Source organism: Exiguobacterium aestuarii (assembly GCF_020171655.1).
Classification (GTDB): Bacteria; Bacillota; Bacilli; order Exiguobacteriales; family Exiguobacteriaceae; genus Exiguobacterium; species Exiguobacterium aestuarii_A.
This window is the reverse complement of sequence record NZ_JAIVAC010000001.1, coordinates 290,033-312,629: the sequence shown is the minus strand read 5'-3', so window position 1 is coordinate 312,629 and position 22,597 is coordinate 290,033. Positions and strand designations below refer to the sequence as shown.

Here is a 22,597-nt window from a genome sequence, read left to right as displayed (position 1 = left end):
CCTCTTTCTTTTTTATTTACGCATTTTCGGATCGAACGCATCACGCAAGCCATCGGCAAGCAAGTTGAAGCTGACCATGAGCAAGACGATGATGACCGACGGGATAATAAGAAGGAACGGGAATGTCCGTAGTTCTTTGTATCCATCGTTGATCAACGTACCGAGTGATGCCTGTGGCGGTTGAAGCCCGATCCCGATAAAGCTGAGGAATGCCTCGAAGAAGATGGCAGATGGAATCGTGAACATGAGCGTGATGATAATCGCACCCAATGTGTTTGGAATCAAGTGTTTGAAAATCAAACGCGTACTAGATGCACCAAGTGTGCGAGCTGCCAAGACAAACTCTTGGTTTTTGAGTTTCAAAATCTGACCACGAACGAGTCGACTCATCCCGATCCAACCAGTGATGGCCATGGCGAGGATGATGGTGAATACACCAGGGTCAAAGATTAAGATGAACAAGATGATTAAGATCAAGTTAGGTACACCTGTCAAGATCTCAACAATACGTTGCATGATGTTATCCGTACGTCCACCGAAGTAAGCTGAGACACCACCGTATGCGACACCAATCAATGTATCGATGATGGCCGCAACGAAACCGATGAAGAGGGAAATACGAGTCCCTTCCCAAATACGTGACCAGAGATCACGTCCGAGATAATCCGTACCGAACCAGAAGTTCTCTTCTACATTCTTTTGTTCGTAGAAGTCGATATCGCGTCCACCGAGTGTCGCCATCCCATCAAATCCAGCCCATTCAAGACCTGTGACTTTTGGAGGAAGTTTCGCTTGTGAAATGTTTTGTTCATACGCATCACGAGCCGATAACATCGGTCCAAACAATGCAAGTGCAACGAGAATTAAAATAATTGATAGCGAGATGATGGCCGCTTTGTTTTTCTTTAGGCGCATCCATGCATCTTGCCAGAAGTTTAAACTTTTCCCAGCGATTCGTTCACCAAGCTGCTCATTCATCTCAACAGGTGTGAACATGTCTTGGTCGAACTGTTCGTAATTCTTTTTGTTTTCAATCATCAGTTATTCCCCCCAAGACGAATACGTGGGTCAACAACCCCATAGAGCAAGTCGACAAGCAAAATGATAATAATGAACAATCCTGAGAAGAACAATGTCGTTCCCATGATGACAGAGTAGTCGTTCAACGTGATTGACGTGACGAACAATTCACCGAGTCCTGGTACAGCGAAGATTTTCTCGATAACGAATGTACCCGTTAAGAGTCCAGCTGTCATCGGTCCAAGGATGGTGATGGCAGGAATCATCGCGTTACGAACCATGTGTTTCCACACGATGGCGTTACCCGTCAACCCTTTCGCTTTCGCAAGCGTGACGTAGTCTTGTCCGGTAACCTCTAACATCTCGGTTCGGACGAAACGGGCAATCGCTGCCGTGACACCGAGTGACAACGAGATTGTTGGTAAGACTGTATGTGCTGGTGTTTCCCAGAATGCAACTGGAAGCAACTGCAATTTAACTCCGACATAGTACTGAAGGAGGGCTGCAAAAACGAACGATGGGACAGAAATCCCGATTACCGATACGAACATTGAACCATAGTCAATGACCGTATTGTGACGAATCGCCGCAACAACACCTAACAATACGCCTACAAGAGTTCCGAGAACTAATGCCTGGAGCCCTAATTGTGCCGAAGGACCAATTCGTTCCATAATCAATTCAGTTACTGGACGGTTCGCCGTACGGAATGAAACGCCAAGGTCACCTTGGAGCATGTTTCCGATGTACGTCGCATAACGGACCGGAAGCGGATCGTTGAGTCCGTAGCGGTCATTCAATAATTGAATTTGTGATTCTGTCAGTTTTTCCTGGTTCTGATACGGTGAACCTGGGAGCAGGTCCATCAGGAAGAACGTGAACGTGGCAATCAAGAAGAACGTGATGAGGCCGTAAGTCAGCCGTTGTAGGATATAACGTCCCATGAATAAAAACCCCCTGTTTTTTCTAATTCTTTCTACTACTTGCACCAACAGCTTCACTATGACATATGACCTATTTTTCAAATTCACAAAATGAAAGGAATATTCTGAAAGAATAGCGTATACGTCATCTCAAGGCTCTTAGCACAGCGGCTGAAAACAAAGAATATTCTTTTCAGAGATTATTCTGAATTTTCACTGTTACTACATTATACTTTACCAACAAAACATTTGAACAGTATTTTCTCTTACTTCGGTAGAATTTTTTAGAAAATCGGGGACATGCGGTTCGCATGCCCCCTCATCCCATTACTTGATATCAACGTATTTGTACTGGTAATCAGCACCGAACAGTTGACGGTTAAAGTTTTCGATGTTTGGACGAATCAAGTACGCCACACCAGCTTGATAAATCGGCATAATCGCTTGGTCTTGTTCGATTAAGAGAGCCTCAGCTTCTTTGAACAAGTCATAACGTGCATCGATGTTTGTTTCAGCAGACGCTTCATCAATCAACTGGTCATATTCAGATGACGCATAGTTAATGTCGTTTTGTCCGTTGTCTGATGTGAAGATACCAAGGTTCGTAAGTGGATCTTGGTAGTCAGGTCCCCAAAGTGCGAATGACATTTGGTAGTCACCGTTTGCTTCACGCTCAAGTTTGTTGTTGAAAGGTTGTTGAGCGATTTCAACCGTTACGTTCGGCAAGTTCGACTCAATTTGACCTTTCATGTACTCAGAGATTTGTTTTGAAACTTCGCTATCGAACGAGAGGAGTTCGATTGTAGTCGCTTCTCCGCCTGTTGCTTCTTCCCAAAGTGAAGCAGCTTCGTCAGCGTTTGTTTGGAAGTACTCAACACCTTCAGTGTAATCCGTTCCGTCTTCATATTTGATGAAGTCTTTTGGAATGAATGATGTTGTTGCAATTGAACCGTTGTTCAAGAGTTGGTCGATGATTCCAGTTGGATCGACCGCACGTGCGATTGCTTTACGTGCATTCACATCAGAGAAGATTTCATCTTCATGGTTGAATTTGAAATATCCGATAGCAGAACGAAGACCTGTGTTGTAATCTTCATCTTCTTGGAAAGCAGCAACTTGTTCTGATGCGAGACCTGCATAGTCAACATCCCCAGCTTCATACAAGTTTACGACTGTAGATGTCTCTTTAACAACTTTCACGTCAACCGCGTCAAGAGCAACATTTTCTGCATCCCAATATGATTCGTTTTTCGTTAGGACATAGCCTTGTTCACGATCCCATTTAGTCCATGTGAACGGTCCGTTATAAAGAAGGTTTTCAGGACCAGTCGTGAAGTCTTCACCTTTTTCTGTAGCGAATGCTTCATTGATCGGTGTGAATGTACCGAATGAAGTAAGTGAAAGGAATGATGGGTCTGGACGCTCGAGTGTGACTTCGAGTGTTTTCTCATCGATTGCTTTTACGCCAAGCTCTTCTTTTGGTGTGTCACCTGTGTTGATGGCTTCAGCATTTTTAACTGTGTTCATGATGTATGCATACTGTGAACCTGTTGCAGGATCAACAGCACGTTGCCATGCATACACGAAATCGTTGGCTGTAACCGGTTCTCCGTTTGACCATTCAGCGTCACGAAGTTTGAATGTGTAAACCGTCTCATCTTCGTTTACTTCTGGTTCGCCTTCAGCGAGAGCGGGTACGGCATTTCCATCTTTATCAAGACGGTAAAGACCTTCCATGGTGTTGGCGATCAAGTTGAATGCGACCGCGTCTGTAGCAAGAGCCGGATCGGCTGTTGTGATGTCTGACGTATCCGTCAAACGAAGAACTTTTTCTCCGTTTGAAGAAGAACCGCCGCCATCAGAGTCTCCGCCTGTCGAACAAGCCGCGAGTACTGAACCGAGTGCCAAGATGATCGTCATCATGAGCAAAATCGATTTTTTCTTCATTGCGATTTCCCCTTTCGTATTAAAAAGCTAGCCATTCGTCGAATGAACATCTTACTTTTTCTTTAATTTTCTGAATATTTCATAAAGTATTCGACGAAAGAACGTTAGGGCTATTGTAAGAAATTTTTAATCAAACTGTCAACTACATAATAAAACGCTACCATGCTACTTGAAATTCATACTCGCATTCTTCCCTGCCTTACTAGTATCATAGAAGAAACACGGAACGGTTACTCGTTCCCTTTATGGCGCGAAAGGAGATTACATCGTTGAAAAAGTTTCGAAATATATTGATTGTTTGGGGGATTGTCACAATCCTGTACACGGTTTGGTCCATTTTTTCATATTTCCGAAGCGAATCTTTCCTGTTTCATTTGAGTGGTGGCCTATTTGTTTCAGGTATTCTCACTTTTGCAATCGGGATGTTTTCACATATGAGTGCAACAGGATTGTTCGATGGCATCATGTACGGTTTCAAGCGAAGTCGACGTGCAAAGCTTAAAGAAATCGATGCGGATTATGAAGAGGATGAAGAAGAAGATCCTGAAGATCGACAACTTCGTAAGCAATCGGCTTGGAACTGGGTGTTTGTCGGTGTGGGAAGTATCGCTCTCTCGTTTATCGTCGCGTTGATTTAATCTTTTCGAGAGCATGATCCTATGCTAAACTAGATTCAGAATAAGAACACTTGGATGAAGACAAGTAATTCAATTCCCCTTTTCCTCAGAGAGTCTACGGTGCTGCGAGTAGATGAAAAGACTTGAATGAATGGACTTCGGAGTGGCTCGCCTGAATGTAAGTATGGCGAGACGATTCACGCCCGTTACAGCGTTCAAGTGGCATAGTTTATGCAAATTTGGGTGGCACCGCGGTTATTCGTCCCGATTTATTCGGGCGGACGACTGCGGTTTTTTTATATTCTTCGGAGGTGTATACACATGGCAACGATTTTTTCAGGAATCAAACCGACCGGCGTCGTGACGCTCGGGAACTACTTAGGCGCGATGAAACAATTCGTCGATCTTCAAGATGATAACAATGCGTATTATTGCATCGTCGATTTGCATTCCATCACCGTACAACTCGATCGTGTCGAGTTAATGAACAACACACGAAAACTAGCGGCGCTTTATCTCGCTTCTGGTCTCGACCCAGAGAAAGCGACAATCTTCGTTCAATCTGAAGTGAAGGCGCACGCTCAACTCGGATGGATGTTAACATGCATCGCGGGAATGGGTGAGCTTGGTCGCATGACACAGTATAAAGATAAATCGCAAGGCAATGAGAATGTTGGAGCCGGATTGTTCGTTTATCCAACACTTATGGCATCTGACATTTTGTTATACAATACGGAACTCGTTCCTGTCGGAGATGACCAAAAACAACATATCGAATTGACTCGTGATTTGGCGGAACGGTTCAACAAACGTTACTACGAAACGTTCACGATGCCTGAACCACTCATTCAAAAAGAAGGCGCACGCATCATGTCTCTCACAAATCCCGTGAAAAAAATGTCAAAATCCGACACAAACGCCAAAGGATACATTTCGATGCTCGACGAGCCGAATGTCATCCGCAAGAAAATCAAGAGTGCCGTAACTGATTCAAGTGGCGTCATCTCGTTCGACCGTGAGAACAAACCAGGGATCTCAAACTTATTAGAAATTTATTCACTTTCGACAGGTACATCAATTGATGACCTCGTCAAGCAATACGAGAATTCAAATTACGGCACATTTAAACAAGATGTGGCAGAAGCCGTTGTCGCCTTGCTCGAACCGATTCAAGCTCGTTATCATGAATTGATTGATTCTCCAGAACTCGATGAGATTCTCGATGCAGGACGTGCCAAGGCTGAAGCTGTCGCGAATAAAAATCTTGCGAAGATCGAGAAAGCGATGGGTCTCAGTCGTAAACGTGCCAAAGTAAAAAAATAAGTTTGTCTTGTTAGAACTCTCTAAGCGAGGGTTCTTTTTTTGTATAAATAATTGCATAAAAAAGAGAGACAGGCGTCCCTCTCTCTCTTTTAAGCGTGAATTAAAATTATTCTTTACCTTCGATTGAAGCCCACTTGTAAGAGTAGTCTGCACCGAATGCGTGCTCAACGATGCCTTTAACATATGGCTTCGTGAGGCGAGCAGATCCACGTTGGTAAACTGGTGAGATTGCGCTCTCTTCAAGAACGATCTTCTCAGCTTCTTGCATTTGAGTCCAACGCTCAGCTGGATCTGTGCTTGCTTTCGCATCTGCGATGAGTTTATCGAACTCTTCGTTCGACCACTTACCACGGTTGTATGGTCCGTCTGTGACGAAGAGGTCAACGAACGTCATTGGATCTTGGTAGTCAGGACCCCAACCAGCGAATGTGAATTCAAACTCTCCTTTGTTCTCAAGGTCAAGTTTGTTGTTGAACGGTTGTTGCTTGATTGAAACACTCATACCTGGAAGGTTCTTCTCAAGTTCACCTTTGATGAACTCACCGATTTGCTTCGCAGACTCTGAGTCATAGTTGAGGAGTTCAAGCTCAACTTTGTCTGTTCCGAGTTCAGAAAGTCCCTCTTCCCAAAGTTTTTGAGCTTCTTCCACGTTGTATCCGCCGATATCGCCATTTCCTTCACGGAAGTCTTTTCCGTCTGGACCTGTTACGAAGTCTTTTGGTACGAAGTAGTTTGCAGGAATTGAACCGTTCGCAAGAAGCGTTTCTGCGATGGCAGTTTTGTCATACGCACGGTCAATGGCGTTACGGATTTTTTGGTTGTCAAGCGCTTCCACTGCAGTGTTGAACTGGAGGTAGAAGAGTGTTGGCTCAACGACAGTTGAGAAGTCTTCGTTGTCTTGATATTGAGCTACGAGCTCAGAAGTCAAGCCTGTGCGGTCAACGTCACCGTTTTCATACAAGTTAACACCTGTTGAAACTTCTTTAACGACTTTAACGTTGATTTCTTCAAGTTTAACTGTGTCCGCATCCCAATAGTCTTCGTTCTTGACCATTTTCCAGCCTTGCTCGCGCTCCCAGCTGTCGAGTTTGAACGGTCCGTTGTAGAGAGTTGTCTCTGCAGATGTACCGAAGTTTTCGCCTTGCTCTTTATCGAATGACTCAAGTTTTGGCATGAACACGCCGAAGCTTGTCAATCCGAGGAAGTAGTCAGCTGGTGCTGTCAATTTAACTTCAAGCGTTTGATCGTCGAGTGCTTTAACGCCTACTGCATCGCGTTCGCCTTCGCCAGTGTTGTACGCTTCTGCGCCTTCGATGACTGACATAACGTAAGCATATTGTGAAGCGTTATCTGGGTTGAGTACTTCTTTCCAAGCGTATTCGAAGTCGTTCGCTGTGACAGGCTCCCCGTTTGACCAAGTAGCGCCTTCACGGATTTTGAACGTGTACGTCTTCCCGTCTTCTGAAACGTCGTGGTCTTCAGCCATACCTGCAGTTGGCTCATCGTTCTCGTCCATGCGGTAGAGACCTTCGTTGACGTTGTTTAAAACGTTGAACGAAACAGCGTCTGTTGCGAGTGTTGGGTTAAGTGAAGGAATGTCTGAACCGTCGAGCAAGTTGAGGACTTGCGCTTCGTCTGCAGAACCTTCTGAACCTGATCCGTTTGAAGACCCTGTGTCTTCATCCCCTGTCGAACATGCAGCTAGGAAAGCACTTGAAAGAAGTGTAACCGAAGATGCTAAAGCAAAACCTTTTTTCTTATTCATTGCGATGACCCCCTGATTTTTTCGTTTTAACGAAGTGAATGATGGTAGAAAATTCAGTCATTTCTTCTGACAGTATTTGTTACCAAAATCCCGTTGATGCAATAATACAATATTCTGATAATTTTGCAAAGTGTTTATTTTGATTTTTCTAAAAAATTTTCTCTATAGTCAAAAAGCCCGCCTAGAGCGGCGGGCCTTTAGCTCAATTTTCGTATTTTTTCGAAAAGCTTAGGACATATGAAGGACCGATGACCGGATAACCGATCTGATCGTATCCTTTTTCAACTAAATAAGAACGCCCTGCTTGATAGATTGGCATAACAACTGCCTCTTCTAACAGCTTCGCTTCCGCGTTTCGTAAAATGATATTACGTTCGTCCAAACTCTCGGTGGAGCGGGCCTGATCCATCAATTGATCGTATGACTCATTTGCATATCGACTTGAATTGAGCACATCGTCAGACTCGAATTGCGTCAAATAGGCAGATAGCATCGGATAGTCCGGTTGCCATCCTGACAACGAAAAGGAATAATTTCCTGAGACTTCTTTCCTAACTTTATCTCCAAGTGGAAGCTCTACGACCTTGACGGTCAACCCGTCCAATTGTTCCAAATTCTCTTTTAATCTTGTCGAAATTTCACGTGCTTCTTCATCGACAAAGCTAAGCAATTCAATCTCGATTGTTTCTGTTTTTAACCGTTTTTTCACGGTTTCAAATAATTGGTTGGCATCGCCTTCCAACTCGGCAACCGAAGCTTCTTCATCCATGACGAGAAGTCGTTCGGTCGTTTGTTCCGCTCGTGCAAGCGATTCTTCGAGTGTCGTTCGCTCAAGTGTCAGTGCGAGGGCTTGTCGAAACGCAATATCGTCGAATGGCGCTTTTTCAACGTTCGGTTTTAAATAAAACACGCCACTTCTCGGAACGTCCTCAATGTTCATGACTTCCTTATCAATGGTAGAAGTGTCAAAGTCATATGGAATTGGATGCATCCCAGACGTCTCAGTCAGATTTGAGTCACTTCGAATGGTAATCGTTTCAAGCGTAACGTTGTCAGCCTCACGATACGTTTCGTTTTTATGTAACGAGATGCTTGTATCATCTATCTGATTCAATTCAAACGGACCGTTCGTTTCTAACTCATCCCATGTTGTCACGGATGGCTGCGGTAAAAACGCTGGCATTGCAAAAATTCTTTCGAATCCTTCCATCGGACGGATGAGTGTGATCTCGAGCGTTCGCTCATCGTTTGCTTGAACACCTAACGTATCCGGTTCTTGTTGTCCTAGCCCGATTTCTTTCGCAGATTGGACATCCGCGAGTAAAAAACTAAATGGTGAGTTCGTCTCGTCATCGACGAGTTTACGGAAATGGTCGACGAACGTCTGCGCGGTAACTGCATTCCCTTCTGTCGTCACACTTTCTTTCAATGTGAACGTATAGACCGTTCCGTCTTCAGATCGTTCTAACTTCTCGACGAGTCCCGGTTCAATCGCCCCATCTGCACCGAATCGGTAGAGTCCCTCATATAGATGTGACAATACGGTTTGGGATGCCGGGTCAATCGCGAGCATGACGTCCGGTTGAGTCGGAAGAGATTCTCCATGAATCGTAAGTGTTTGTTCTTCTGGTAGTAGTAGTTCACGTGACTGCTCTCGTTGTTCGTTCCAAATGAATAAAAAAAGGATAAGGACTGAACCTAACAAGGCGGCCACGATGAATGATTTCTTGTTCATTCGTTGCACTCCTTTCTGTTAGACCAACCCTTATACCCTAACCTTTTTTGAATGATTTTTCTACCGTCAGTTCGTCACTTTCGCAAATGCGAGTGTCGCATTGTGGCCCCCGAAGCCAAGTGAGTTACTGAGTGCATACTGAATGTCAAGTTCCCGATTTCCTTCACGTACATAATCAAGGTCACAATCGGCTGCAGGTGATTCACAGTTAATTGTCGGATGAATCTTCCCTTCATGAATCGAAAGGGCTGTGATAACTGCCTCGACGCCCCCTGCTCCTCCGAGAAGATGACCAATCATCGATTTCGACGAGTTGACTGCGAGTTTGTCGGCGTGTTCCCCAAACACACGACGAATCGCTTTCGTCTCAAGCATATCGTTGAGCGGCGTGCTCGTACCGTGTGCATTGATGTATTGCACGTCTTCCGGCTTGATTCCTGCATCGCGAATCGCCTCACTCATTGCTTTTGACCCGCCTTCTGCTTCTGGTGATGGTGCAGTGATGTGATAGGCGTCTGAACTCATCCCGTATCCGACGACTTCTGCATACATTTTCGCTCCACGTGCCTTCGCATGTTCATACTCTTCTAATACGAGTACGCCAGCGCCTTCACCCATGACAAACCCGTCGCGGTTCTCGTCGAATGGACGGCACGCTGTATTCGGGTCCGGATTCGTTGAAAGTGCTTTGTTCGAACAGAAGCCTGCGAACGAGAGTGGTGTGATCGGCGCTTCCGCTCCACCGGCGAACATGGCAATCGCATCTCCTCGTTGAATGACGCGGAACGCTTCTCCGATTGAGTTCGTCCCTGATGCACACGCTGTCACGGAACAGTTACTTGGTCCTTTAGCCCCGAGGTAGATCGACACTTGTCCGCTCGCCATGTTCGGAATCATCATTGGAATGAAGAACGGGCTCACACGACGAGGGCCACGGTCATGAAGGATGGCTGACTGTTTGTCGATTGTTTCGACGCCGCCGATCCCGCTCCCGATCCACGTTCCGACTTCATCCGCAATCGCTTTGACATCGAGTCCGCTATCTTTATGGGCAGCGTCTGCCGCCAAAAGTGAGTATTGGATGAACGAATCCATTTTACGCGCTTCTTTTGGTTCGACCAAGTGTTCGATGTTCCACTCTTTCACTTCCGCTCCGACTTTTGCCGGATATTGGCTGATGTCGATTTTCGTCAACGTATCGATTGCGTTGTCCCCTTTTAAAAGACGGTCCCACATTGTCGACACGTCGTTCCCTAACGGTGATACGACTCCTAATCCTGTCACTACTACTCGTTTCATGAATGATTCCCCTCCGTAATTGTTGCATGATTCCATGTCAGACAGCTTGCACCCCACGTGAGTCCGGCACCAAACCCTGCGATGACGACCGTTTGTCCATCTTGGATTTTACCAGATTTGACGGCTTCCGCTAAGGCGAGCGGAATGGATGCCGCTGATGTATTCGCATGGTCTTGAATGGTCATGACGACTTTCTCATCTTCTAAATCTAAACGTTCCATCGCCGCATCGATGATTCGACGATTTGCTTGGTGCGGCACAAGGACGTCGAGGTCGTTTAACGACTTGTCGGCCTTGTTTAACGATTCGAGCACGATTTCCGGCATTTTCCGCACGGCGAACTTAAACACTTCGCGACCGTTCATGACGATCTTTCCTTCATCGTTTTCATACAAGTGCTTGCCACCTGTCCCGTCACTTCCAAGTATGATGGAGTCGATTGAAGCAATCTCGTCTTCCCCGAGTACGACAGCTCCAGCTCCGTCTCCGAATAGGACAGCTGTCGACCGGTCATCCCAGTCAATCAAACTTCCCATCTTCTCTGCTCCGATGACGAGCGTTTTCTTGAAGCCTTTCGAATCCATCAGACTTTTCGCTGTATCCATCGCGAAGATAAATCCGCTACATGCTGCACTGACGTCGAACGCCACAGCGGCTTTCGCGCCAAGATTCGCCTGAACCACGCACGCGGTTGCCGGGAAAGCTGGCGCAGTCGCCGTCGCACAGACAATCGCCTCAATCTCATCGATGCTGACCCCAGCGCTCTGTAACGCCCGCTCTGCGGCACGTGTCGCCATATCCGAGACTGATACGTCACTTTCTGCTAAATGTCGTGCCTCGATGCCTGTACGCGTACGAATCCACTCATCGCTCGTATCCATTCGTTTTTCTAAATCGATATTTGTCACCCGATTGTCCGGTAAGAACGATCCGATGCCGATGATTCCAATATTCATATCGTCGACCCCTATTCTTAGTATCTGGTACTAATATAAGGGAATAAAAAGAGGATGTCAATGCATCCTCCTCATGATCAATCGATTAAGCTTGTTCGAGGCGTTTCGTGACAGCCATGACCATCTTCGCAGAGTTGATCGATGCCGTCTCTAAAAATTCATCAAACGATAAGTTCGCCTCTTCGTCCGCGCTGTCTGAAATCGAGCGTGTGACGACGAACGGGACACCGAACTGGTAACACGTTTGCGCGATTGGAGCAGCTTCCATCTCGACGGCAGCGACGCCATCGAAATGGCCAAGGATGTCCGCTACACGTTTTGAGTCGTTGATGAACGAATCTCCCGTTACAATCAATCCTTGATGCACGTTCACGTCCGTTAAGCTTTCAATCACATCTTTACAGACGCTGATGAGCTTTGGATCAGCTTCATATGCTGGTGGCATTCCTGGTACCTGTCCGTACTCATAGCCGAATGCTGTCACGTCAACATCGTGGTGACGTACTTCCGTTGAGACGACGACGTCACCGACTTTCATCCCTTTTTTAAATCCGCCGGCAGAACCCGTATTAATGACGACGTCCGGTTTGAACTTATCAATCAAAAGTGTTGTCCCGATCGCGGCATTGACTTTCCCGATGCCTGACTTCAAGATGACGACTTGCATGTTCCCAAGATACCCTTCATAAAAATGATAGCTTGCGATTTCTGTATCTTTACGTTCAGTTAGTTCGTTCCGAAGCAAATTCACTTCTTCTTCCATCGCACCGATGATTCCAACTTTCATTCCGATTCCTCCTCAGAAAGAGAGCGACTTCCAAGATGGAGGTCGCTCAACAACTTATTTGATTTCTTTGATTTCGACAATCATGTCGCCACCTGGTGTTTGAACCGTGACCACATCTCCGATCGTACGGCCAAGAAGTGCTTTCGCGATTGGTGATTCGTTCGAGATTTTCCCTGTGAACGGGTCTGCCTCGGCACCACCGACGATTGTGTATGTCTCGTCTTCGTTATCTTCTTGGATGAAGAATGTCACAGTTTTCCCGATTGAGACAACCGAGTTATCGCCTGCATCATCTTGAATGATGACTGCGTTGCGGAGCATTTCTTCTAATTGTGCGATTCGTCCTTCGACCATCGCTTGTTCTTCTTTCGCCGCGTCGTATTCCGCGTTTTCTGATAAGTCACCGAAATCACGAGCAATCTTAATATTTTCAACGACTTCTTTACGGCGGACCGTCTTCAGTTCGTTTAATTCATTCTCGATCTTCGCTTTTCCGTCTAACGTCATATAGTGTTGTTTTTCAGCCATTTCTGTCACTCCTTCATTGTCTCCTAGTATATTACAGCTAGGGTAAATTGAAAACGATTTATTTCCTCACGCGCGATTACGCTCAGTGAGCACCCAACGGATCTTCGTCACGAGTAAATCGATTGCGACAAAGTTTTCTCCGCCTTCAGGAACGATGATGTCCGCATACCGCTTCGTCGGCTCGCAGAACTGCAAATGCATCGGACGAACGACATTCGTGTACTGTGCCACGACCGAATCGATCGAACGTCCACGTTCATTGATATCCCGCTGCATGCGGCGCAGGATGCGAACGTCAGCATCCGTATCCACGAACACCTTAATATCCATCAATTCACGCAAACGGGCATCTTCAAGTGCTAAAATCCCCTCAACGATGACGACATCGACCGGTTCGATCAAGATCGTCTCATCAGAGCGTGTATGGGCCGCGTAGTCATATACCGGCTTCTCGACAGCCTGATGTTGTTGCAATTGTTGGATATGTTCAATTAGCAAATCGTTATCAAAGGCGAAGGGGTGGTCGTAGTTCGTCTTGTACCGCTCCTCCATCGTCATTTCAGATTGATCTTTATAATACGCGTCTTGTTCAATCATGACGACCGATTGACCTTTAAACGCATCGACGAGCGCTCGGGCCACGGTCGTTTTTCCAGATCCGGTACCCCCGGCCACGCCAATAATGACGGGTTTATGTTGCATCAAAGTTAAGTCCTCCTCATCGTAATTTACGACTGATTGCTAGGCCATCACCAAGGGGCAAAATTGCAGTATGATAATCGGTCCGTGCCATCAATTGCTCAGTAAACTGCTTCACGAGACGGACAAGCCGGCGTCGACGTCGGTCGAGTACTGACACGTCTTCGAGTAAGACGTCCCCTCGTAAAAACAAATTATCGCTGTAAATCGTACCACCAATTGGTACTAAAGCGCCATACCCATCAAAAAATTTTTGATATTGTCCTTTTGCCGCATCAATAAACACGGCATCGAACTCACCTTCAATCGAACCAATCAATTCAACGGCATCGCCGTGAATCAATTTGATGCGATCGCGAACATCAGATCGTCCGATAAAACTAGTCGCCTCTTCGAATCGACGAGCATTTCGTTCAATCGTGACGATTTCGGCATCTGGTAACAACTCTGCCATACGGATTGCACTGTAGCCAATTGCCGTCCCCACCTCAAGGATGCGGGTCGGTCGCTGCATCGCCAACAAAGAGAGAAGCACTTCAGAGCCCGTCAGGTCCATGATCGGGACGTGATGTTCTCGCGCAAATGCCTCCATCTCCGTCAACAGCGGAGAGCGGTCGTTGATCAATTGTTCTACATATCCCTCATAGGATGCATGGTCCACTCGTTCCACCTCTTAACTCTCTTCATTCAAACGACCGGAAGCATCCGCTTCCGGTCGTCCCATCAATTACTGTTCGCTTCTTCAAACGCTTCCCATTCGGAACGGTACGTATTGACGTTTTGTTGATGGTCCTCATAATTGACTTCGAACAAGACTTCCCCATTCGGGAACCCTTCACGTGGAGGGCGTGCATAGAAGTAAATGTTCTCTGTGTCGTTCGGGTTGAGTACCGCCTCAAACGCGTCGCGACTGACAGCCGCGATTGGACCAATCGGAATCCCTTCATAACGGTACGTGTTATATAAGGAATCGTTCTCCAAATCTGCGAATGAAGTAAAAATCGACGTCTCCCCAGTGCCATACCAAACGGTCGGGTCAGACTGTAATTTCATACCGTCGTTCAGACGATTTTCAAAGACACCGGCAATCTCTTTCCGGTCTTCCGTTGACACAGCCTCTTTCTCGACAACCGATGCGAGCGCGAGCGTCTCATGGAAGGTACGTCCTGAATCGGCCAAACGACCTTTGTACTCTTGATACATACTTTCAGTAGGGAGTAGCATCTCATCGATGATTTCAGTGAGTGTTACCCCTTTATTGAATTCATATGTTGCTGGGAACAGGTATCCTTCAAGCGGATGATAAATGCCTTCCTGCAATACTTCCTCCGTCAACATCTCATGCTCGTTCACGAGCGAACTGATATATTCACGGTCACTCAATTGTTCGGAAATCTCTTCTTTCGGAATATCGGCCTCTTTCGCAAGTCGAGCGATGACCTGGTCGATTGTGAACCCTTCCGGAATGACGAGCTTGATATCAGGAACCACAATGACTTTACCTGTTTGCAACGTTTCAATCAACTCATCGATTGATTGAGATGGTGACAACGTATACGTCCCCGCTTGGAACGATGACTCGTTTTTAAAGCGTGTATAGAAACGGAAAATCGTGCTACTCCTTACAAGCCCATTCTCTTCTAGTAATTCACCAATATATCCCGAACCGGCACCGAGTGGGACTTCGACCTCAACAGTTTCCGTCGATGTCGGATCAATCGGTTCGACGGAGCGCTTCACAAAGACGTAAGCGAGTGCCGAGCCTGTGGCGATGACGAGAAGGAAGATGGCAAGGATGACAACCGTGATGCGACGAACGATCCGGTTGCGGGCACGTTTCTCATCTGACATAGATGGATGATTCATGCATTTCTCCCCTGTTCATTTTATAAAGAGAGGCGACGAGGGAAATCCCTAGCCGCCCGTCCCCTATTTAGTCTAGACCGACTTCGTCATTGACGATATCGAATGCTTCCATGACCTCTTCGAAGTCTTCATCGTCTTCGACGAGCTTCAAGATGAATTCGCCATCTTCAAGTTCTTCAATTTCAAATGCGTATACTTCGATTGTGTCTTCATCTTCTGTTTCCGGAGCGCCGACTGGTTCGAGTACAACGAATGTTTTCTTCGAACGGTCGCTTGTCATACGGAAAATTTCTGCAAATAAATGCTCGTCTCCATTTTCATCTGGAATACGGTACATTTCTTCTTCACGACGGATTTCTGCCATGAGAGATTCCTCCTTATTTCCCGGAACGGTCCAGGTAGTTTTGTAAAATCATCACGGCCGCCATTTTGTCGATGACCGCTTTTCTCTTTTTGCGGCTGACATCTGCTGAAATGAGCATCCGTTCCGCTTGCATCGTCGTTAATCGTTCATCCACCAACACGCAAGGTAAGCCTGTCTGTTCTGTGAACGCCTCGGCAAACGCCTCTGACGCCTCACCGCGCGGACCGACTGTCCCATTCATGTTTTTTGGGTGACCGACGACGACTTCTTTCACATCGTACTGCTCGATAAACGGACGAAGGAGACGGACGGCTTCGTCAAAGTCGGGTTCGGTCCAATAGACCGTCTCCACACCTTGTGCCGTCCATCCCATCAGGTCACTCACCGCGACACCAATTGTCTTCGATCCGACATCGAGTCCCATGACTCGCTTCATATTAATCCTCTCTACGATCGTTCAAATACGATTTGACCAACTCTTCGAGAAGTTCATCCCGCTCAATTTTGCGAATCAAGTTTCGCGCATCATTATGACGTGGGATGTAGGCGGGGTCACCTGACAATAAGTATCCCACGATTTGATTGATCGGTTGATAACCTTTTTCCTCGAGTGCTTGATATACCGTAATCAGCGTCTCACGTGTGTTAGCACGTTGATCATCTTCTGGAAAATTGAATTGCATCGTGCGATCCATTTGGCTCACAAGAATCCACCTCTTTCCGTTTGCACTTCACACTCTATTATGCCAGTGATTGAACGTAATGTGAAGCAAACTTCAATGCTTCGTCCAGTTTTGTTGCATCACGGCCACCTGCTTGTGCCATGTCTGGACGACCGCCACCACCGCCACCACAGCGTGTTGCGACTTCTTTAATGAGTTTTCCGGCATGGAAGCCACGGTCGTTCAAGTCTTTCGTCACACCTGCGACGAGGTTAACTTTCTCACCATTCGCCGACCCGAGGATAATCACGGCAGAACCGAGCTTCCCTTTCAAGTCGTCGACCATGCTACGGAGAGCGTCCATGTCTTGTCCATCGACACGCTTCGCAATCAATTGAACGTCACCGATTGTTTCGATTGCATCCGTCAATGAAGAAGCTTCGATGTTTGCAAGTTTCGCTTTGAGCGACTCTGAAGCACGCTCCACATCTTTGATTTCAGCCTGGAGTGCTTGAACACGTGCTGGAACCTCGAGAGGTTTCGTCTTCAACAGTTTCGCTGCCGCTTCGAGCGTCTCGATTTGCTGGTTCATCACTTCGTATGCGCCAGCACCTGTGACCGCCTCGATTCGACGCGTTCCTGCGCCAATTCCTGATTCAGACAAGATCTTAAAGAGTCCAATTTCAGCCGTGTTAGATACGTGAATCCCACCGCAAAGCTCAACCGAGTAGTCCCCAGCCGATACGACGCGAACGACATCGCCGTACTTCTCACCGAAGAGTGCCATCGCACCTTTTGCTTTCGCATCCGCGATGTTCATTTCTTCGATGTCAACACCGATCGATGCCCAAATCTTCTCGTTCACTTGACGCTCAATCGATTGAAGCTCTTCAGCTGTCACTTGACCGAAGTGAGAGAAGTCGAAACGAAGACGATCTGGTGTCACGAGTGACCCAGCCTGGTTGACGTGCTCGCCGAGCGTGTCTTTCAAGGCACGGTGAAGGAGGTGCGTCGCCGTATGGTTTTTCACGATTGCTTGACGTGAGTCTTGGTCAACCGTCGCTGTCACTGCCACTTCCGCTTTCGCGACGCCTGACTCGACTGTGACCGTGTGCAAGTTTTGACCATTCGGTGCTTTCGACACATCTTTTACGCGAAGAAGGAAGTCTTCGCCGACGATTTGACCTTTGTCACCGATTTGACCGCCGCTCTCAGCGTAGAATGGCGTTTGATCGAGGATCACTTGCGCTTCTTCCCCTGCAGCGACGACGTCAACGAGTTCCCCGTCGTGAATCAAGCTGACGATTTTCGCGTTCGTCTCAAGGTTGTTGTATCCGAGGAATGTCGATGGCATCGTGATGTCCGCGAGTACGCCAGACTGGATTTGCATCGATTCAACGTCAGCACGCGCTTGGCGTGCACGTTCACGTTGTTCATTCATCGCTTCTTTGAAGCCGTCCTCATCGACCGTCATCTGATGGTCTTCAGCGTATTCGATTGTCAATTCGAGCGGGAAACCGTACGTGTCGTAGAGACGGAACGCGTCTTGACCGCTGATCACGTTTGCTCCTGCTGCTTTTTGCGCTTTCGCGACTTCGTTCAAGATTGCGAGTCCATCGTTCAACGTTTCATGGAAACGCTCCTCTTCGTTCTTGATGACTTTCTTGATGAAGTCTTTTTTCTCGTTCACTTGCGGATAGAAGTCGACCATGATGTCACCGACGACGTCGACAAGTTCATACATGAACGGACGCTCGATGCCAAGCATCTTCGCATAGCGGACCGCACGGCGGAGAAGACGACGGAGGACATATCCACGTCCTTCGTTCGACGGGAGTGCCCCGTCACCAATCGCGAACGATACGGTACGGATGTGGTCAGCGATGACCTTGAAGGCAACATCCTTGCTGCTATCTTGACGATATACGTCGCCACTGATTTTTTCTGTCTCACGAATGATCGGCATGAAGAGGTCGGTATCGAAGTTTGTCGGTACGTCTTGAAGGACGCTCGCCATCCGTTCGAGTCCCATCCCTGTATCAATGTTTTTACGTGGAAGCTCTGTGTAGTTCCCGTGCCCGTCATGGTTATATTGGCTGAACACGATGTTCCAGATTTCAAGGTATCGCTCGTTTTCTCCACCTGGATAGAGTTCAGGGTCTGTCGGGTCGTCTCCGAACGCTGGTCCACGGTCGAAGAAGATTTCGGTGTTCGGACCAGATGGGCCTTCGCCGATTTCCCAGAAGTTATCTTCAAGTGGGATGATGCGGTCAGCCGGCATGCCGAGGTTCAACCAGATTTGTTTTGATTCTTCATCGTCCGGGTGAATCGTGACAGAGAGGCGATCTGGGTCGAGACCGTACCATTCGTCACTCGTCAAGAGTTCCCAACCCCATGTGATCGCTTCTTCACGGAAGTATTCTCCGACCGAGAAGTTCCCGAGCATTTCGAAGAACGTATGGTGACGTGCTGTCTTCCCGACGTTCTCGATATCGTTCGTACGAATCGATTTTTGTGCGTTGACGATTCGTGGGTTCGCAGGGATGACACGTCCATCAAAGTATTTCTTCAATGTCGCGACACCAGAGTTGATCCATAGAAGAGTCGGATCTTCGACCGGTACGAGCGACGCACTCGGCTCAACGCTGTGACCTTTTGATTTGAAGAAATCTAAGTACATTTGGCGAATCTGTGCGCCAGTCAATGATTTGAGCGGTTTCATGAACAATTCCTCCTTATTTCTGAACGAAACGAAAAAAAGCGATGCCTGCCCCTGTGGAAAGGGACGAAAGCATCGCTTCGTGGTACCACCCTCGTTCGCACGGTAAACACCGTGCCTCGAACATCCGTTAACGTGGATGAGGCGCCCAGGTTGAGTGGGGACTCCAGAATAGCTTCGGTCGGCCGACCTCCATCTTCTCGCAGCCTAGGAAGATGTCTCTGTAGAGGCGGTGACGACGTACTCATTTCCTTCATCGTCTGTATCGTTTCAGTTGTCTATTCGTCATTATCACATGCGCTTATGAAGACGTCAAGACTTCCCGCCTAAGCGTTCGACCAATTTTGTCCGCCGTACGGGTTCTTCTTCTCGCGTTGCCGCCTCGAGTGCCCGTACGTCCCCGAACAACAGCAAGCTTTTCTTCGCCCGTGTCACGGCCGTATAAATCAAGTTTCGAGATGAGCGGAAGCCACCGTTAAAGAAGACCGGCATGAGTACGATTGGGAACTCGGACCCTTGTGACTTATGAATCGTGATGGCGTAGGCGTGGGTGAACTGATCCCATTCACTACGGTTATATTCGACTTCCGTCTGATCGAATCGGATATAAATTTTATCGACTTTGTCAACGTTCTCTTTCGCGTAGAAAATATTCGTGATCTCACCGATGTCCCCGTTATAGACGTTCTCCTCGGCGTTGTTGACGAGTTGTAGCACTTTATCGCCATTTCGGTAAATGCGTGTCCCATGCTTCACTTCACGGGCACTCGATTTTGGATTGAACACGTGTTGAAGCGCTTCGTTCAGCCCATCGATTCCGCACACGCCTCGATACGTCGGAGCGAGCACTTGGATATCAAATGGTGAATACCCTTTCCGGAGGGCCGCTCCTGCCATCTGACAAATTGCTTGAAGCGCCGTCTCTTGGTTCGCCGTGTAGAAACGACGGTCCGGGAGCGCCGCCAATAAGTCTTCTGGCATCTTTTTGGCGTTCAAGGAATGGGCGAGACGTAAAATACTCGACTCCGATGCCTGACGGTGGACGACGTCGAGGCGGACGACCGGAATCCCGTCTGTCGCCATCAAATCGGCGAGCACTTGTCCTGGTCCGACTGACGGGAGCTGGTCGCGGTCCCCGACGAACAAGATCTTCATGCCGTTCGGTACCGCTTTGAGTAAGCTTCTGAACAAGAAGATATCAATCATCGACGCCTCGTCGACGATGAGCACTTTCCCCGCAAGTGGGTTCGTCTCATCGACTTGGAACGAACTTCCGTCAAACTTTAACAGACGGTGAATCGTTGATGCCGGAAGACCCGTCGATTCACTGAGCCGCTTTGCGGCCCGACCCGTCGGTGCGGCCAAGACGAACGGGAACGGTTGGTTCGGGACAGGCTCTAACTTCCAGTCGAATACGTCACTCAGTGCATGAATGATGCCTCGAACGACCGTCGTCTTCCCCGTACCCGGACCACCGGTGAGTACCATGATCGGTGATTTGAGCGCGAGCTCAATCGCTTCTCGCTGTTGGGTCGCGTATTCGATCGAAAACATCTCCTCGACACGTCCGACCGCGTCAAAGATTGTCGTCATGTCCACGTCTTCCGTTGTCGATGTCGCCATAATACGCGCCAACTCTTCTGCCGCCTTCCGTTCAGCGCGGAACACGCGAGGATGATAAACGACCCCGTCATCGATGACGACCCGCTCGTCTTTTGCAAGCGACTCTAGTGCCGTGACGAGCGCGTCACCCGGGTCTGCCCCGATGATTCGAGGCATCTCCGCTTCGAGTTGCTCCGCCGTCACATAGAGATGACCGTTCCCTTGTTCGAGCTCTAAAACGTAAAGCACTGCTGCCGCGATACGTTCAGGATGAATACCTTGAATCCCGAAATGCGCGGCGATGGCATCCGCCGTCTTGAATCCAATGCCTTGTACATCGTACATGAGCGCATACGGATTCTTCTCAATCGTCTCCATCGCCCGTCCTTCATATTCTTTATGAATCTTTGAGGCGAGACGCGGTGTCACGTCAAACGGAGCGAGAAACAAGAGCAGTTGGTCGACCCCGTATAAGACGTTCAGGCGTTCCGTGATCACACGCGCCTGCTTTTCTTTTAACCCCTCGACTTCTGATAAGATACTCGGATGTTTCACGATTTGGTCGATGCAATCATCCCCGAGCGTATCCGCGATCTTCTGAGCGGTCTTTTGTCCGATTCCGGGAAAGGAGCCGTTCGTCAAAAAGCGGACGGCTGCTCGTTTCGTCATCGGAACGACGCGACGAATCCAATCGGCCTTCATCTGTTTTCCGAATCGGGGATGTTCGACGAGACGACCGTGCGCCTTATACGTTTCCCCTTTTTCGATGCCGACCCCGACGCCAGCGATGACCATCTCGGTCTCGTCCGTCTCAAAGTTCTTTTCTTTTATTCGTACGAGCGCAATGGTGTGCGCTTCTTCTTCTGATTGAAACAGGACTCGAATGACTTTTCCAGTCAACTCGTAAGGTGCTGCCATCATATCCGACACCTCCAGCTATTTTTCCATCATTCATTATAGCCCGAGATGAATCGATTGAACAAATGACCTAGTCGAACAGACTCAAGATTTGCTCGATTCGGTCGAGGTCGACGACTTCCAAAATGCGAATGAGTTGTTCGAGGTCGACCCTGTCCAAGATGCGCTCGACTTGTTCGAGGTCCACTTCTTCAATCAACCGCTGGATTCGGTCCAAGTCCCCCGACGCCTCATACGCCTCGAGTCTCGTGAAGAGTTCTGTCTTCTCGATTCGAATCGAATCCTCCAACATCCCCCGAGCACCAAATAGGACGAGACCGATGACCCCCAATTGAATCAACCAATTTGTCACGACTTTCCAGAATGGGACGGTCTGTCCGATGAATGGAATGAGCAGGATGAACGTTAATTGTAGGAGCAACATCCCGACCTGAACGTATACGTTCGGAATCAACAAACCTAAAATCGCAAGAATCAATGGAACGATCCAGCCGACCCCGACATGTTCAGACGTGAGTTGCCAAGACTTCTGTTCCGCGTACACATAATGAACAATCCATCCGACAATGAGGAGCGCCACGAATAGAATGAGCAACAGCGTTAAAAGCCCCTGCGGTTCGACGACCACTTGATATAAAATCGTGTTCGTCCACTTCCCATCCGCAAGTCGCTGATTCACCGTTTCAAATAATTGCGTGAACCACACATACTCAATAATGAAAAATAAAATGACACTGACCATGCTAAATTTTCGCAAACGATTCGACCTCCTTCTATCCATTGTCATTCCCCGACATTGAGACAGCTAGTCGCGTTTTTGATTTGAAGAAAGCGGGAACTGTTCGAATGACATAGTGAAGGAGGAGT

At 47.8% G+C, this 22,597-nt stretch carries 20 protein-coding genes and 1 other annotated feature; of the genes, 2 read left to right on the top strand and 18 right to left on the bottom strand.

The features are described from left to right. Positions 1 to 12 precede the first annotated feature (12 nt). From opp3C to LCM29_RS01585, 3 genes are all read right to left on the bottom strand, one after another. Entirely contained in the window at positions 13 to 1,038 is a 1,026-nt protein-coding gene (gene opp3C / locus LCM29_RS01595) for an oligopeptide ABC transporter permease (protein WP_412093968.1), read from the bottom strand. Beyond that, a complete protein-coding gene (gene opp3b / locus LCM29_RS01590) occupies positions 1,038 to 1,964 on the bottom strand; it encodes an oligopeptide ABC transporter permease (RefSeq protein ID WP_214695468.1) in 927 nt (308 codons plus the stop codon). The genes opp3C and opp3b overlap by 1 nt, the downstream gene beginning before the upstream one ends. Positions 1,965 to 2,270: 306 nt before the next feature. Beyond that, positions 2,271 to 3,890, bottom strand: a complete 1,620-nt coding sequence (locus LCM29_RS01585; RefSeq protein WP_224860517.1) for a peptide ABC transporter substrate-binding protein — start codon at positions 3,888 to 3,890, stop codon at positions 2,271 to 2,273. A gap of 269 nt (positions 3,891 to 4,159) precedes the next feature. Between LCM29_RS01585 and LCM29_RS01580 the strand changes: the two genes are divergently transcribed. Together LCM29_RS01580 and trpS are read left to right on the top strand one after the other, a co-directional pair. Continuing rightward, positions 4,160 to 4,528, top strand: a complete 369-nt coding sequence (locus tag LCM29_RS01580; RefSeq protein ID WP_224860516.1) for a DUF3899 domain-containing protein — start codon at positions 4,160 to 4,162, stop codon at positions 4,526 to 4,528. A 42-nt stretch (positions 4,529 to 4,570) separates the two neighbouring features. Beyond that, positions 4,571 to 4,777: a binding site (T-box leader), on the top strand. A 51-nt stretch (positions 4,778 to 4,828) separates the two neighbouring features. Continuing rightward, on the top strand, positions 4,829 to 5,830 hold the full coding sequence (gene trpS, locus LCM29_RS01575; protein WP_214815784.1) for a tryptophan--tRNA ligase: 1,002 nt from the start codon (positions 4,829 to 4,831) through the stop codon (positions 5,828 to 5,830). Between the two features lie 106 nt (positions 5,831 to 5,936). Here the strand turns inward: trpS and LCM29_RS01570 are convergent, their stop codons facing one another. From LCM29_RS01570 to LCM29_RS01500, 15 genes are all read right to left on the bottom strand, one after another. Further along, complete coding sequence (locus LCM29_RS01570) at positions 5,937 to 7,595, bottom strand: peptide ABC transporter substrate-binding protein (protein ID WP_224860514.1); 1,659 nt, start codon at positions 7,593 to 7,595, stop codon at positions 5,937 to 5,939. Positions 7,596 to 7,797: 202 nt separating this feature from the next. Beyond that, positions 7,798 to 9,330 (bottom strand): peptide ABC transporter substrate-binding protein, encoded by a 1,533-nt coding sequence (locus LCM29_RS01565; RefSeq protein WP_224860512.1) that lies wholly within the window; start codon positions 9,328 to 9,330, stop codon positions 7,798 to 7,800. 66 nt (positions 9,331 to 9,396) lie between these two features. Then, a complete protein-coding gene (gene fabF / locus LCM29_RS01560; RefSeq protein ID WP_214695452.1) occupies positions 9,397 to 10,629 on the bottom strand; it encodes a beta-ketoacyl-ACP synthase II in 1,233 nt (410 codons plus the stop codon). Then, positions 10,626 to 11,585: a beta-ketoacyl-ACP synthase III gene (locus tag LCM29_RS01555; RefSeq protein ID WP_224860510.1), complete on the bottom strand. Its 960-nt coding sequence runs from the start codon at positions 11,583 to 11,585 to the stop codon at positions 10,626 to 10,628. Before LCM29_RS01555 ends, fabF begins: the two co-directional genes overlap by 4 nt. 85 nt (positions 11,586 to 11,670) lie before the next feature. Continuing rightward, complete coding sequence (gene mtnN / locus LCM29_RS01550) at positions 11,671 to 12,372, bottom strand: 5'-methylthioadenosine/S-adenosylhomocysteine nucleosidase (protein ID WP_224860508.1); 702 nt, start codon at positions 12,370 to 12,372, stop codon at positions 11,671 to 11,673. A gap of 54 nt (positions 12,373 to 12,426) precedes the next feature. Further along, on the bottom strand, positions 12,427 to 12,900 hold the full coding sequence (gene greA, locus LCM29_RS01545; protein WP_074035127.1) for a transcription elongation factor GreA: 474 nt from the start codon (positions 12,898 to 12,900) through the stop codon (positions 12,427 to 12,429). 66 nt (positions 12,901 to 12,966) lie between these two features. Continuing rightward, complete coding sequence (gene udk, locus LCM29_RS01540) at positions 12,967 to 13,602, bottom strand: uridine kinase (protein WP_074035132.1); 636 nt, start codon at positions 13,600 to 13,602, stop codon at positions 12,967 to 12,969. A 16-nt stretch (positions 13,603 to 13,618) separates the two neighbouring features. Next, on the bottom strand, positions 13,619 to 14,260 hold the full coding sequence (locus LCM29_RS01535) for an O-methyltransferase (RefSeq protein ID WP_224862724.1): 642 nt from the start codon (positions 14,258 to 14,260) through the stop codon (positions 13,619 to 13,621). A gap of 62 nt (positions 14,261 to 14,322) precedes the next feature. Continuing rightward, complete coding sequence (gene mltG, locus LCM29_RS01530) at positions 14,323 to 15,465, bottom strand: endolytic transglycosylase MltG (protein ID WP_214695437.1); 1,143 nt, start codon at positions 15,463 to 15,465, stop codon at positions 14,323 to 14,325. Positions 15,466 to 15,532: 67 nt separating this feature from the next. Next, positions 15,533 to 15,829, bottom strand: coding sequence for a DUF1292 domain-containing protein (locus tag LCM29_RS01525; RefSeq protein ID WP_078146594.1), 297 nt, complete (start codon positions 15,827 to 15,829; stop codon positions 15,533 to 15,535). 13 nt (positions 15,830 to 15,842) lie between these two features. After that, positions 15,843 to 16,265 (bottom strand): Holliday junction resolvase RuvX, encoded by a 423-nt coding sequence (gene ruvX / locus LCM29_RS01520; protein ID WP_015881197.1) that lies wholly within the window; start codon positions 16,263 to 16,265, stop codon positions 15,843 to 15,845. A 1-nt stretch (position 16,266) separates the two neighbouring features. Next, the gene (locus LCM29_RS01515; protein WP_015881196.1) at positions 16,267 to 16,533 is read right to left on the bottom strand and encodes an IreB family regulatory phosphoprotein; all 267 of its coding nucleotides are present in this window, start codon (positions 16,531 to 16,533) and stop codon (positions 16,267 to 16,269) included. A gap of 37 nt (positions 16,534 to 16,570) precedes the next feature. Beyond that, positions 16,571 to 19,213: an alanine--tRNA ligase gene (alaS, locus tag LCM29_RS01510; RefSeq protein ID WP_224860506.1), complete on the bottom strand. Its 2,643-nt coding sequence runs from the start codon at positions 19,211 to 19,213 to the stop codon at positions 16,571 to 16,573. 309 nt (positions 19,214 to 19,522) lie between these two features. Next, the gene (locus tag LCM29_RS01505) at positions 19,523 to 21,730 is read right to left on the bottom strand and encodes an ATP-dependent RecD-like DNA helicase (RefSeq protein ID WP_224860504.1); all 2,208 of its coding nucleotides are present in this window, start codon (positions 21,728 to 21,730) and stop codon (positions 19,523 to 19,525) included. Positions 21,731 to 21,800: 70 nt separating this feature from the next. Further along, positions 21,801 to 22,487, bottom strand: a complete 687-nt coding sequence (locus LCM29_RS01500) for a hypothetical protein (RefSeq protein WP_224860502.1) — start codon at positions 22,485 to 22,487, stop codon at positions 21,801 to 21,803. Positions 22,488 to 22,597 lie beyond the last annotated feature (110 nt).